The sequence below is a fragment of the Marinobacter sp. genome (assembly GCF_052091845.1).
Lineage (GTDB): Bacteria > Pseudomonadota > Gammaproteobacteria > Pseudomonadales > Oleiphilaceae > Marinobacter.
Genome location: NZ_JBQDCO010000007.1, coordinates 90,097 through 102,912, shown reverse-complemented (window position 1 = coordinate 102,912; position 12,816 = coordinate 90,097). Strand labels below are relative to the sequence as shown.

The following is a 12,816-nucleotide window of genomic DNA, read 5'->3' as shown; positions in this document are numbered from 1 at the left end:
ATTTTTCAAGCGGCCCCAAAAGAACACGGTTGATCAGCGGCATGGCCCTGGCACCTAAAGATTCGCCCAAGCGGCTTTCAGGCCTGCTGCCCAACAACAAGCTAGGGTGGTAAATCGATAAATAAGGGTAGCCAAGCTCCTTAACGCTATTTTCCAGCTCGCCTTTGACCCGGTTATAAAAAATAGTCGATGAAGGCGATGAGCCAATGGCAGACATCAGAACAAACGAGTGAGCTCCTGCCGTTCGACCAAGCTCCGCCGCTTTCAGACAGTAACCGTGGTCTACCTTGCGAAACTGTTCCTGAGAGCCAGCCTTTTTGATGGTCGTGCCCAGGCAACAAATGATGGTATCAACCTCAAAAAGCCCGGCATGATCGTCCATGCGATCAAAATCCATTTCGTGCTGATGCAACTTGGCATGAGCCATTTCCAGCGATTTCCGAACCGGCACCTCTACAGACTCAACGTCATCGCGGGCCAGCAGTTCGTTCAGAACAAACCCGCCGGTCAGCCCCGTTGCTCCCAATAACAACACTTTCATAGCGCTCTCTTCCATCAGCAGAAGCGGTCATCGTACCAAAGAACGCGCCATCTCCGTGAGTTAGCCGAACCAGGGCCTCCCTTTTATGTACAACAGGGCGCTAAAGTCCTTTCAGGTATTGCAGCCCGGCAAGCTGCTCCATCTGGCCGCGAATCCAGAACACTCGGTCTCGGACATAGGGCGATGGTGAGGTAACACTCAATACCTTGGGGTTTGGCAGCACAGCGGCAAGCTGTGCCGCCTGCCCGGCAGACAGTTGGTGCGCTGAAATACCAAAGTAGAACCTGCTCGCGGCCTCCACGCCGTAGATTCCGTGCCCGAATTCAGCGATGTTCAGATATACCTCAAGAATCCGGCTCTTGGGCCAAAGCCCATCGAGGGCCAAGGCGAGGCCAGCCTCCAGTGTTTTACGAACAAAGTTTCGGCCATTCCAAAGAAACAGGTTTTTTGCGGTTTGCTGAGTAATGGTACTGGCCCCTCTAAGCCCTTCACCCGACTGATACTCCGCTAGCGCTTTGCGAATAGCCGAAAAATCAACGCCCCAGTGGTTCGGAAACCGCTGATCCTCGCTGGCGACAACCGCAAGGGGCATCCAGGGCGAAATATCAGAAAGCCTTACCCACTGCTGTCGTAGCTCCTTGTCAGGGTTGGCAAGACTATAGCTGAGAATAAATGCGGAGGTTGGCGGGTTCACATAACGAAACAGCAGCAACAAGGAGACGAGCAACACAATTGCAGTGACAAGCACCCATGCAACCGAGCGACATAATCGTTTTTTTATAGATCCACGAGCCATAAATGCCCTACTCAAGTCCAGGCCGGCTTTTCTCAGCCTCACCTGTGCTCACCACGTCAGATCCGACTACCCGAAGACAGTGCTTACGGCATACAGCGTGCAGTGGTGTTTTACCCGCTTCGTCTCCATCTACGGTCACGGTTTTTTTGTTAGAGGTAAGAATATCGCAACGCCGGCCTTTCAGATGCACAACCGTGCTGGTGCGCGTGGGAGATTTGCCACTAAACTGAACCAAAAAGAAGGTAAGCAGAAGCTGGAACAAAGGGCGCGGTTTCACCGCAATAACATCCAAAAACCCATCGTTCGCCGTTGCTTGCGGGATTTCATTGCCGCCTCCAAAAAATGCACCATTGGATACGGCAATTGACAGCCAGTGGCCACGCACAAAAGCCTGATCACACTGTATTTCAGCTTGAAAACCTCGCTTGGCATTCACCCGGCGCAGTAACTCGACACCATAACTAAACCGGCCTAACAGTTTTTTGGCAGAACCTTTCGACTCCCTGGCTGGCAGCGTTCCCAGACCAATGTGTGCAACATTCAGAAAAATACCGTCGCCAAACTCTGCCACATCAACCAACTGCGTTACGCCCTGCTGCACCAGCTCGCACAAGGCAGCGGGGTCGTCCGGCAAGGCCAGGTTACGGGCAAAGTCGTTCGCCGTACCCGAGGGTAAAACGGCCAGCGTTGCATTACGCTCAACACATAAACTGGCGCCGGCATTCACCGACCCATCGCCGCCTGCAACCATTACAACATCATCTGCTTTTACGTGAGCTTGCCAGCCCTGTTCCTGGAAAGAGCAACACTCCGGGCCTGAAACACCGGCATTTTCCAGATGTTCAAGCCAGAAATCCCGGCCCCTCTGGCCATCGCCTGCTTGTGGATTTGCAACCAACCAATAGGTCATAACATCTCTATCTCTGTCGCAGTTTCGGGCATTTTCAGGGCTGAGTTGTTTCAAGATACCTCAAACACATCTCTGCTGACGTTACAATACGGACACGGGGTCATTTCCAGATGATGGATTGCCAGACTACAACCCAGGTTCGCACGTGCAGTTATTGAGACACCGATTAAGCGGAGCGCCTTTGTGAAACCACCAGGGCAACACCGGTGATAGAAACAATGCCACCGGTGATTGCCAGCACATCCAGGCGCTCATCAAACAGCCAGAAGGCTTGCAGAGCCGTAACCGGCGGCACCAGATAGAACAGACTGGCGACCTGGGAAGCCGCACCACGACGAATCAGCCACATCAAAAGCAGTATGGCGCCCACGGAAACCCCCAAAACCAACCAGGCCATGGATAGCTGCAACTGCACCGACCACTCCACCTCACGAGTTTCGAACAGCAGCGCGCCAATGGTAAAAAATACCGCGGCTGCGCCGTACTGAATGATGGTGCCAGCTACAAGATCCGCTCCCGTGCCATGTCGTTTCTGATACACCGTACCTATCGAAATGCCTGCCAGGGCAAACAGGGCCCAAACCAGTGTCCAGAGTGGAAAGCCCTCCCCCGAGCCGACACTGCCAAACTTCTCTAACAGAACGAGTGTAACGCCTACCAGGCCAAGGCCCAGCCATTGCCGCCATGATACGGTTTCTTTCAGTATGAGAACGGCAACACCCGCAGTGACCAATGGCTGCAAGCCCACCACCAAGGATACGATCCCCGAAGGCATGCCGTCCTGAATCGCGTAATAGACACCGCCAAGATAGCAACCGTGAACCAGCAACCCGGTTACGGCAAGGTGACCGGCTGCAGGCCAACCAGGCAAGCGGGTTTTCAAAAGCCAGGCAAGGCCACCGAGCAACCCCAGGGTTAGCAGCATTCGGATCAATAGCAGGGTTAATGGTTCGGCATAGGGCAGGCCGTACTTGGCACCGATAAAACCGGTACTCCATAGCCACACAAACAAAGCGGGAACAAAAAACGAGTGGAAGAGCGATCGCATAGGGGGCTGCCGGGGTCAGATACCTGTAACGTCAGTCAGTTTAAAGACTCACTCGCAATTGGAACAGACACAGACCCTCGGCCAGACAAACACTCCAGAGGGCGATTGCGGCCGACCCCGCGACTGTCAGGTGGTAAGAATAGACTGCAGCTTTTGGGTTAACTCTACAGCCTCACTGCCCAGGGGCGTGAGGTAGCCGCCGTCATCCTGGCTGATTAACCCCTTGGCAAAAAGCCGTTCTGCGGCCTGAACGGTCTCCGGTGCAGCGTCACCGCGGTGTACTTTAATTCCAGCCTGGCCAGAGGAGGACTCAAACTGCGTCAACAGGTTAAGCTCATGAATATGATCTGAAGAAAGTGGCATGGTGTTTCCTTGTCTGGTTTTGGTGGTCAAATACTTTTGGATCTCTTGTCCTGATCGAGGGTCAAATCCCGTTCAGTTTCGTTCCACTGCTCGGAAAATGATTCATACGCATCCGAGAAACCTTTTTTGGCTCGCTCCCATGCCGATGCGGTACTGGCTTTAAGCTCATTATACCAGGACTGAACTCGTGCCCGTTGCTCTCGCAAAGATTCCAGGCTTTCCCGGGAGCGATCCCGAGCCGTGCTGCTCATGTCGTCCCAGTTCTCGGCAAGCTCTGATTCCAGCTCTGCAATTCGTTTGTCGAGAGCTGAGAGCATTTGATTAATGGAATCTTCCGCTTGATCCTTCTGATTGGCGCTATATTCCTGCAGTGCTTTACCCAGCTCACGGCTCTCCTTCTTTAGCTGGCTAACTGACGAATCTGCGGATTCCGCGCACACGGGTGCTGCAAGCGTGCAAGATGCGGCAAAAACCAGTGTGCAAACAAAGTGCTTTATATTCATAAATGACTCCGAACCTGCATCTATCAAGAATAGCAGCAGTGCAAGGATAACAATATACCGACTAACCGCCTATCTTATAAAAATGTAATCAACAACCCATAATCTCTATTTATACCAATAAAAACATGGACTTAAAAAAACATTTAACGACTGGAACGTTAGCCGGAAAGAACTCTGAAACCGCTGGTCATTTGTGCATCCATGAAAGCTGTGCCATTTTTAACATGAATCCAAACAAGGAGGAGTTACCATGCTTTATTGGGCTGTGATTTGTCTCGTTATCGCAATTATCGCCGGGGTTTTAGGATTTGGCGGTATTGCAGGTACAGCGGCGGGGATTGCCAAAGTGCTATTCTTTATCTTCCTCATCCTGCTGGTCATTTCTCTCATCGCCAATGCGGTGCGCGGGCGAGGGCCAAAGATTTAGCAATATTTGCAAGCCCGGTAACATTATACCGACAACTCTTGATTTTTTTCGACTCGTCGAAAGCGTATTATAAACCTCGCGTCTGTTTTAGTATAACCGGCAGCCAAGCTGTCGGTTATGTTCTCCGTGAGTGACCCATGCCCCGTCATATTATTATCTTCCTCATTGCCGCTCTGGCCGGGATTTCGGCACCAGCCGCAGCAGACAGTATAAAACGAATTGTTCATCCCGATGGCCGCGTGGAATTTACCAACGTAAAAAGTGATAACCCCGGGCGAGTCTCCAGCAAAAACGAAACCGTTTTCCGTTACAAAGATACTAATGGCATCGTTGCATACAGCGGAGCTCGACCTTCGGTGGCAGATTTCGACGTTATCAGCTTCCACTGCTATGCCTGCAACCCGAACTCTCGCGTTAATTGGCGCACAACACCTCTGTTTTCTGGCCGCTACGAATCGGAAATAAAAAAGGCAGCTGAGGCCTATGACGTAGACCCGGCACTGGTTCGTGCGGTTATTCATGCGGAATCAGCCTTTAATGAGAAGGCTCTCTCACCGGTTGGGGCACAAGGCCTTATGCAGCTGATGCCGGGAACAGCTTTGGAAGTTGGCGTACAGAACGCCATGGTGGCAGCAGACAATATTCGGGGCGGTGTAACCTACCTGGCTAAAATGCTTGAGCGCTTCAAGGGCGACACCCGGTTAGCAACCGCTGCCTACAATGCCGGCCCGGGCACAGTAAGCCGATATGGCGGAATTCCGCCCTATGCGGAAACCAAAGCTTACGTTGAGCGGGTTGGCATACTGCGCGAGCGCTACGCCAGCCATTGATCAAAGCACCAGAAGCCCCATCCCTGGGTGCTGCCGGTGCCGATAAAACGCTACTCAGAAGCCGCAATCAGGCTCGCATTACCACCGGCTGCCGTTGTGTCCACGCAAAGGTGCCGCTCAATCACGAAACGCTGATCAAGGGTATGTTCGGTAATCAACGGCAGCAGTGCGCCATCACGCTTGGCCAGCGCCTGCCGGTATTTGCGCAGAACCGGCTTTTCAGCACAACTTACAACCGCTTCAAACCCATTAACCGTTGCCAGGGCTTCTGGCTCCAACTGCCCCTCAACTCCCGTAATAGGTAGCCCCGCTTGCGCTGCGCGGTTCAGCATATCACCAACACCTGGCGCAACAACCACAACCTTGTTGCCCTGAGACAGTGCCATAGAGGCCTGTGCCAACGCCGTTTCCTTGTCTGGCCCTGTGCATATCACCACGCCACGGGAATAGTTGGTCAGGCGGTTAAGCTCACCCGTTGGCCCAGGTAACTCTTCAGACTGGCCTTCCAGTTGTTCAGGCACGCTCTCGAAAACCCGCTGCATGGCTTCGGATCTGGCATCCGGCTTCAGTATGTTCATCGTGTTCAGGTCGCCAATCAGCCCGTTGAGCTTCTTGCCATCAATGGTTTTCCCACCGGCGTCCGCAGGGCGCTCAGTTGTGGCTCCTTTCAGGAAACGGCGAACATATTGCGGCCCGCCCGCCTTGGGGCCAGTGCCAGAAAGGCCTTCACCGCCAAATGGCTGGGAACCAACGATAGCGCCAATCTGGTTACGGTTAACGTAGGCATTACCCACTTTGATGCGGCTGGAAATCCGGTCTACCCGGTTATCAACCCGGCTGTGGATACCGAAGGTTAATCCGTAGCCTCTGGCATTCACCGAATCGATAACCTTATCGATGTCCTTCGCCTCAAAGGTGGCCACGTGCAAGACCGGACCAAAGATTTCTTCTTCCATATCTTCGATCCCGCCGACTTTCAGTACCGCAGGCGATACAAACAACCCGCCATTCGGCACTGGAATCTTTTTCAACAGGCGTCCTTCGCGCTCAAACTTGTCGCAATGATCTACAATTTTCTTACGGGCATTCTCATCAATGACCGGGCCCACGTCTGTAGACAGTGCCCAGGGGTCGCCAATGCCCAGCTCTTCCATGGCACCGTACAGCATTTCTAACAGGTGCTCGGCAATATCCTTCTGCACATACAACATACGCAGCGCTGAACACCGCTGGCCGGCACTCTGGAACGATGAAGCCAGCACGTCACGCACTACCTGCTCCGGAAGAGCGGTCGAATCTACAATCATGGCGTTCAACCCCCCGGTTTCCGCCACCAAAGGCGCGTCCGGGGCCACATTTTCGGCCATCACTTTGTTGATACGTTGAGCGGTTGCGGTAGAGCCGGTAAAGCACACGCCCGCCACTCGGGGGTCAGAGGTAAGCGCTGTACCTACCGTAGAGCCGGAGCCCGGCAGAAGCTGAATGGCATCTTTCGGAATACCCGCCTTGTGCATCAGCTCAACGGCGCGAACCGCCAGCAGTGATGTTTGATCTGCAGGCTTGGCGACTACTACGTTGCCAGCCGCCAGGTTCGCCAGAATCTGGCCGCAAAAAATGGCCAACGGGAAGTTCCAGGGCGAGATACAGCAAACCACACCACGAGCTTCGCCGTTATCTTTGTTACGAATGCCTTCGTTGGCGTAAAACTGGGAAAAATCCACCGCCTCACGGATCTCTGCAATGGCATCCAGTAAGGATTTACCGGCTTCGCGAGTGGTCAGGGCAAACAGCTCATCTGCATTTTCTTCCAGCAGATCACCCACTTTACGAACGCAGGCAGCGCGTTCTTCCGCAGGCATAGCAGACCAACCGGTAAAGCCTTGCTCGGCGGCGGTTATGGCTGCATCAACATCGGCTTCATTTGCGTGGGTGATGTGCCCAACCAGGTCATCTGGCTTTGCAGGGTTTTTTACCTCCAGCACTTCGTTGCCGGTGCTGTCTGCAGCAATGCGTGGGCCGCCTTCCCAGCGATGGTTAAGAAATGCCTCGCGGCCTTCATTAATTTTCGCCACCATGACCGGGTCGGTAATGTCCCAACCTTTGGAATTGCGGCGATTGGCACCAAACAGATCTGCCGGTCGCACAATCACTTTACTGGAAACACCCTCGCCCAGTTCCTGAACAATATTAATGGGGTCTTTGGCTATGTCTTCAGGGCTGATGCTGGTATCAACAATCTGGTTAACGAAAGAGCTGTTGGCACCGTTTTCAAGCAAGCGACGCACAAGGTAAGCCAGCAAATCGCTGTGTTTACCCACAGGTGCATAGATCCTGCAGGGTACACCGCTCTCAGCAAGCACCTGATCGTGCAGCGATTCGCCCATACCGTGCAAGCGTTGGAACTCATAGTTTTCCAGCCCGGCCGTGCGTGTCAGTTCCAAAATGGCAGACACAGAGTGCGCATTATGGGTGGCGAACTGCGGGTAAATTCGATCGCTCATACTCACAAGCTTTTGGGCACAGGACAAAAACGCAACGTCGCTACATGCTTTGCGGGTAAATACGGGGAAGTCTGTCAGACCCATCACCTGAGCGCGTTTGATTTCGGCATCCCAGTAGGCGCCCTTCACCAAGCGAACCATAATGCGACGGTCGAGTTTTACCGACAGAGCATACAGCCAATCGAGCGTATGCGCGGCACGCTTGCCAAAGGCTTGTACAACCACGCCAAAGCCTTCCCAGTCTGCCAGTGCAGGATCAGACATAATGCCTTCGATAACGTCCAGAGAAAGATCAAGGCGATCCTGCTCTTCAGCATCTATGTTAAAGCCCATATTGGCCGCTGCTGCTTTTTTCGCCAGCTTCAGTGCTCGGGGCAACAGCTCATTCATTACCCGTTCTTTCTGACCATACTCGTAACGGGCCAGCAAGGCTGAGAGCTTGACAGAAATACCCGGATTTTTGCGCACATCGCCGGTGCAGTTCTGGGCAATGCTGTCGATAGCCTCGGAATAAGAATCGTAATAACGTTGGGCGTCGGCATCGGTGCGAGCAGCCTCACCAAGCATATCGTAGGAGTAGGTATAGCCTTTTGCCATGTAGGGCTTGGCTTCGCTCTGGGCTTCCTCGATATCACGCCCTAAAACAAACTGACGCCCCATTTCTTTCATGGCCTGCCCGGCAACCGTGCGAACCACCGGCTCACCCATCCGCTTAACCAGCCGACGTAGCGTATCGCCCACCGTGTGGCGCTCAGAATCTTTCAGCAGGTTGCTGGTCATAAGCAACGCGATAGTGGTGGAGTTAATAAACGTAGAAGACGCTTTACCTACGTGGGAACCCCAGTTACCAGACGTGATCTTATCCTCAATCAGCGCGTGAATGGTTGTGTTGTCGGGCACGCGCAATAAAGCTTCTGCCAAACACATAAGCGCCACGCCCTCTTTGGTGGTGAGGCCGTACTCTGCAAGAAACTTTTCCATGATCGTGGATTTGGCGTTATCCCGCACACTTCTTACCAGGTCGGCCGCCCGGGCAGAAATTGCCTCGCGCTCTGCCTCAGACAATTGAGCGTCAGCAATCATCTCGTGAATCACTTTGTACTCATCTGCGAGATAGTAATCGCGAACTGCCTGCCGGCTTTCGGCAAGCTCAGGTCTCACTGATTGCTGCGATCTCATAGTTGTACCCTCTCAATTATTTGTCTTTCCCGCATTCTACCGACAACAGCCAAGACTATTTCCCTGTAAGAATCGACATCACATGTCACTTTGGCTTTATTAGCTCGCGAAAGTGCGTAACTTCCCTCTCATTACATGCAAAACCAGGACATTGTCCTTAAAAAATAAGTTAGAATAGTCAGAAACCTATGCAGAATCCGGCATTTACAACCTACAGCATAGTGCCCATAACCAGGACTTGCCCAAAAGAGGCAGTTTTATGCTTTGTGAAGGATAAAACAACATGAACGAGCTCGACCGGATCGATCACTCCATCATTCGTGAACTGCAAAAAAATGCGCGAATTACAATCACCGAGCTAGCCTCAAGGGTGGGCCTTTCTAAAACCCCGTGCCAGGTACGCATGCGTCGTCTTGAGGAACAGGGTTTTATTACCGGCTACACGGTGCTGGTAAATCAGACCAAACTGGGACAAAGTCATATCGCTTTTGCTCAGGTTACGTTAAGCGATACCAGCAGCGAGGCGCTAAAAGCGTTCAATACAGCCGTTAAACAAATCGCAGCTATAGAACAATGCCACATGATTGCCGCCAATTTTGATTACCTGATGAAAGTGCGTACGCGCAATATGGCGGAGTATAGACAGGTACTGGGTGAGCAGATTTCCGCTCTGCCCCATGTGCTGCAAACCAGTACGTTTGTGGTGATGGAAAATGTGAAGGATGCCGGGCTATAGAAAGCCTACTTATTGACCCTGGCCAACCCAAGAGAAGATACGTGCAAACCAAGCTCACCTCGGTACAGTGAATTGCCGATACCAAGCACTATGTTTTCCACTGTGAAATTAGACGACACGGCGCTGGCACCACCAGGAGAACGGGATTCAAGCACAAGCACCAACCGAAGAAGATCAAGCAAACGAATCACCAAGTCCAGAACGCCGAAGTCTTCCGGTGCATCTTCAATGTGAGATATAACATGAGCTTTGGCGGCCCCGACCACATAGGCCTCGTGACCGGTTAAATACTCAGTTCCCAAATACTTAATGGATTCAACACGCTGCTCCCGCTCTCGCAGGATGGCCTCCATACACACTTGACCGGAGTTTTCCGGAGTGTCACTCCCACGCAGAATACCCGCCAACCGGAAATCAACCTTACCCTGGCTGCGCATCTGATCGTATTCGTTTTTCAGACTCTCTTTGGCATGAGGCAGATAGCGGTGGATCGCAGTCTCGCGGGCACGCTCCAGATCTTCCATAGTCGCAAGAGTCACCAGCGAGCTCATCACCCGCACACAGTGGAGCAAGTGTTGCCAAATAGCCGGCTCGATAGAATGTGGGTTATCCGGCAGCACGCGCTTGATAGAGACAAACTCGAAGTAGAGCGCTGTCACTTCCTGCTCCGAGAAATCAGACATGCGAATAATCCGGCGCAGCCCCAGCTTTTCGATATCCAACAAAAGGCTGGGTATCAACATTAGAACGTAATGTTGCGCACCTACCGATATCAACATGCTAACTACTGCCCCACTTTGGATTTGCCTGAAAACCTGGGATGTTCAACCCCCTGATGCTGCATCCAGCGATAAATGGTTGGCCGGGACACCCCATAGAAACGCGCCACCTCAGAGATATTCCAGTGATACTTCGTCAAAGCTTCCAGCAAGGGGCTGGAACCAAGGTGCTCATCATTGTTTTTCAGAACCGACAGCCCCTGTTCACCCAGACATTCGTCTGGCAAATCATCAACCGTGATTTCTGCGTTATCGCAGGTGGCCTCGGCAAATGCCAGCGCGTTGGCAAGTTGCCGGATATTTCCTGGCCAAGCGTAAGCCAGTAGAGCACTCATAGCATCCGCCCGAATGTGAACATTCGCAAGCTCACCTTCCTCAATTAACTTTTTGAGCACTCGGCTAATTACGTGCTGTCGATCGGCTCTCCGGCTCAGGGACGGCAAGCGCAAGGTAGCGCCGTTCAGCCGATAATACAGATCTGCCCGAAAAGTACCCTGTTCAATTAACCGGCCAAGTTCCTGATGAGTAGCAGCAATCACGCGACAGTTCACCTTAACAGGGCTACTGGCACCAACGGGAAGCACCTCGCCTTCGGAAAGGAATCGAAGTAACCGGGTTTGTAGCTGGAGAGGCATATCCCCTATCTCATCCAGAAATAATGTACCACCATCCGCCTGTTGAATCAGTCCGCGCATGCCTTTGGGACGGGCGCCAGTAAAGGCGCCTGAAACGTAGCCGAAAAGCTCACTCTCGATCAGTGACTCAGGAATGGCTGCACAGTTCACCGCCACAAAAGCTCGCCGGGAACGATGGCTTGAAGCGTGTATCGCACTGGCCAGAACCTCCTTACCCGTGCCGGTCTCACCCAGAATAAGCAAGCTGACATCTCTGTTCCGCAAACGTTTTGCCAATCCAAGAGTACGGCGCATTACGGGATCATCAGCGGCAAGCGCATCCAGTTGCGGCACGCTGTCTTCGCTCGACTGAATCGCTGGCGATAAAGGCGTCGGAGATTTGATTCTGGGCTGGATCAGGGCAGCAAAAAATGTACTTCCGCTAACACAGTGCCTGAAGGCTTTAACCTGATCATCGTGATCGTACGGAATGCTCCAGATATCCCTGAGTTCACAGTCGAACAGGCTGGCAAGATTGGGCCGGATTCCGGCGTTATTGTCGGAGTTTGGGTTCAACATCAGTGAACGCCCGGCAGTATTGGCCGCCTCGACACAACCGTCATCGTCAATAGCAAACAGATACTGACCATTAACCTGAACAAATTCACGGGAAGCATCGCAGCGAAAAATAACCTGATTCCGATAACGGCGGAGGAAATAGGCATCTTCTATCATTCGGGCATACAGCTGGGTCAGGTGTAACGCGAAGTTCTGGCTGCTGTGCGCGTCCGGCGAATCCATGGCTGAGATATCCAGAACCGCCAGGAGATTGCCCTTGGGGTCGAGAATCGGCGCGGAGGTGCAGGTAAGGTTGATATGGGTCGCATCGAAGTGGTCGACCCGGTGGCAGGTCAAGGCCTGCTGTTCCTGTATGCAAGTGCCTACGGCACAGGTGCCGGCATACTGCTCACTCCAATCAGCACCCAGGTATAAACCTGCCTTTCGAAAGCGCTGATCAACTCGCCTGTCGCCGAGGTACTGGACCGTGATGCCCCGGTGATCGGTAAGTAACAACACATAACCAAGATTCGCTATCCTGGAGTAAAGCTGCTCCACGCCCGCTCTTGCGACATTAAGGAACTCATCTACGGAGTCCTGATGCTCTCGCAGCGTTTGTTGCGTCACGATCCGTGGCCGCCGTGGCCGGCTGGGGTCCAGCCCAAACTCCTCTATACATCGCTTCCAGGAACGGCCAATCAGGGTCTCCGGAGACAACGCTGTATCAGTCTTGTCATCTGCGTAGTTCAAGATGGTATTGATATGTTGTCGCTGCACCATTTGTATCGTCATGCCACCCTCCTGCATCTCGATATCAGCATAGACCCATTACCAAGAACTCAACATCCTTCCTTAGTACCCCGTCTTCACGTTACATCTGTAAAGCATCCTCGGGTCAAAACATTACAGGTGTAATACAAGATCCCCAGCCATAGACCACGCCCGAACATCCTGTTCTCTACCAGGTGGACTTTTTCTCATTTAATATCAGCAGCTTAATTAAATTCCTGAAGCCTGAAACCGGAGCTGGC

At 52.7% G+C, this 12,816-nt stretch carries 12 protein-coding genes; 3 read left to right on the top strand and 9 right to left on the bottom strand.

Going from position 1 to position 12,816, the window contains the following annotated elements; translation table 11 throughout:
- From ACTHYN_RS04085 to ACTHYN_RS04060, 6 genes are all read right to left on the bottom strand, one after another.
- A partial coding sequence (locus ACTHYN_RS04085; protein WP_441811227.1) for an oxidoreductase occupies nt 1–541 on the bottom strand: 541 nt, incomplete at its 3' end.
- 100 nt (nt 542–641) lie between these two features.
- Nucleotides 642–1,337 carry a monofunctional biosynthetic peptidoglycan transglycosylase gene (gene mtgA / locus ACTHYN_RS04080; protein WP_441811226.1) on the bottom strand — a complete coding sequence of 232 codons (696 nt, stop codon included), beginning with the start codon at nt 1,335–1,337 and terminating at the stop codon, nt 642–644.
- 7 nt (nt 1,338–1,344) lie between these two features.
- Nucleotides 1,345–2,247 (bottom strand): diacylglycerol/lipid kinase family protein, encoded by a 903-nt coding sequence (locus ACTHYN_RS04075; RefSeq protein ID WP_441811225.1) that lies wholly within the window; start codon nt 2,245–2,247, stop codon nt 1,345–1,347.
- 166 nt (nt 2,248–2,413) lie between these two features.
- Nucleotides 2,414–3,295 (bottom strand): DMT family transporter, encoded by an 882-nt coding sequence (locus ACTHYN_RS04070; protein WP_441811224.1) that lies wholly within the window; start codon nt 3,293–3,295, stop codon nt 2,414–2,416.
- Nucleotides 3,296–3,421: 126 nt separating this feature from the next.
- Nucleotides 3,422–3,658: a TIGR02647 family protein gene (locus ACTHYN_RS04065; protein WP_441811223.1), complete on the bottom strand. Its 237-nt coding sequence runs from the start codon at nt 3,656–3,658 to the stop codon at nt 3,422–3,424.
- 26 nt (nt 3,659–3,684) lie between these two features.
- On the bottom strand, nt 3,685–4,161 hold the full coding sequence (locus ACTHYN_RS04060) for a hypothetical protein (protein ID WP_441811222.1): 477 nt from the start codon (nt 4,159–4,161) through the stop codon (nt 3,685–3,687).
- A gap of 250 nt (nt 4,162–4,411) precedes the next feature.
- Here ACTHYN_RS04060 and ACTHYN_RS04055 point away from each other — a divergent pair, with 250 nt between their 5' ends.
- Together ACTHYN_RS04055 and ACTHYN_RS04050 are read left to right on the top strand one after the other, a co-directional pair.
- Nucleotides 4,412–4,588: a DUF1328 domain-containing protein gene (locus ACTHYN_RS04055; protein WP_441811221.1), complete on the top strand. Its 177-nt coding sequence runs from the start codon at nt 4,412–4,414 to the stop codon at nt 4,586–4,588.
- 137 nt (nt 4,589–4,725) lie between these two features.
- Nucleotides 4,726–5,418 carry a lytic transglycosylase domain-containing protein gene (locus tag ACTHYN_RS04050; protein ID WP_441811220.1) on the top strand — a complete coding sequence of 231 codons (693 nt, stop codon included), beginning with the start codon at nt 4,726–4,728 and terminating at the stop codon, nt 5,416–5,418.
- A gap of 50 nt (nt 5,419–5,468) precedes the next feature.
- Here the strand turns inward: ACTHYN_RS04050 and putA are convergent, their stop codons facing one another.
- Nucleotides 5,469–9,098, bottom strand: a complete 3,630-nt coding sequence (putA, locus tag ACTHYN_RS04045) for a bifunctional proline dehydrogenase/L-glutamate gamma-semialdehyde dehydrogenase PutA (protein WP_441811219.1) — start codon at nt 9,096–9,098, stop codon at nt 5,469–5,471.
- Between the two features lie 283 nt (nt 9,099–9,381).
- Between putA and ACTHYN_RS04040 the strand changes: the two genes are divergently transcribed.
- The gene (locus tag ACTHYN_RS04040) at nt 9,382–9,834 is read left to right on the top strand and encodes a winged helix-turn-helix transcriptional regulator (RefSeq protein ID WP_441811218.1); all 453 of its coding nucleotides are present in this window, start codon (nt 9,382–9,384) and stop codon (nt 9,832–9,834) included.
- A gap of 5 nt (nt 9,835–9,839) precedes the next feature.
- Here the strand turns inward: ACTHYN_RS04040 and ACTHYN_RS04035 are convergent, their stop codons facing one another.
- Nucleotides 9,840–10,613, bottom strand: a complete 774-nt coding sequence (locus tag ACTHYN_RS04035) for a hypothetical protein (RefSeq protein ID WP_441811217.1) — start codon at nt 10,611–10,613, stop codon at nt 9,840–9,842.
- Between the two features lie 5 nt (nt 10,614–10,618).
- Nucleotides 10,619–12,577 (bottom strand): sigma-54-dependent Fis family transcriptional regulator, encoded by a 1,959-nt coding sequence (locus tag ACTHYN_RS04030; RefSeq protein WP_441811216.1) that lies wholly within the window; start codon nt 12,575–12,577, stop codon nt 10,619–10,621.
- Between the last annotated feature and the right edge of the window lie 239 nt (nt 12,578–12,816).

Excerpts from the sequence above, each read along its gene's own strand:
- ACTHYN_RS04065 (WP_441811223.1), bottom strand. The coding sequence starts at position 3,658 with ATGCCACTTTCTTCAGATCATATTCATGAGCTTAACCTGTTGACGCAG.
- ACTHYN_RS04050 (WP_441811220.1), top strand. The coding sequence starts at position 4,726 with ATGCCCCGTCATATTATTATCTTCCTCATTGCCGCTCTGGCCGGGATT.
- ACTHYN_RS04060 (WP_441811222.1), bottom strand. The coding sequence starts at position 4,161 with ATGAATATAAAGCACTTTGTTTGCACACTGGTTTTTGCCGCATCTTGC.
- ACTHYN_RS04040 (WP_441811218.1), top strand. The coding sequence starts at position 9,382 with ATGAACGAGCTCGACCGGATCGATCACTCCATCATTCGTGAACTGCAA.
- ACTHYN_RS04055 (WP_441811221.1), top strand. The coding sequence starts at position 4,412 with ATGCTTTATTGGGCTGTGATTTGTCTCGTTATCGCAATTATCGCCGGG.
- ACTHYN_RS04075 (WP_441811225.1), bottom strand. The coding sequence starts at position 2,247 with ATGACCTATTGGTTGGTTGCAAATCCACAAGCAGGCGATGGCCAGAGG.
- mtgA (WP_441811226.1), bottom strand. The coding sequence starts at position 1,337 with ATGGCTCGTGGATCTATAAAAAAACGATTATGTCGCTCGGTTGCATGG.
- ACTHYN_RS04030 (WP_441811216.1), bottom strand. The coding sequence starts at position 12,577 with ATGACGATACAAATGGTGCAGCGACAACATATCAATACCATCTTGAAC.
- ACTHYN_RS04070 (WP_441811224.1), bottom strand. The coding sequence starts at position 3,295 with ATGCGATCGCTCTTCCACTCGTTTTTTGTTCCCGCTTTGTTTGTGTGG.
- putA (WP_441811219.1), bottom strand. The coding sequence starts at position 9,098 with ATGAGATCGCAGCAATCAGTGAGACCTGAGCTTGCCGAAAGCCGGCAG.
- ACTHYN_RS04035 (WP_441811217.1), bottom strand. The coding sequence starts at position 10,613 with ATGTTGATATCGGTAGGTGCGCAACATTACGTTCTAATGTTGATACCC.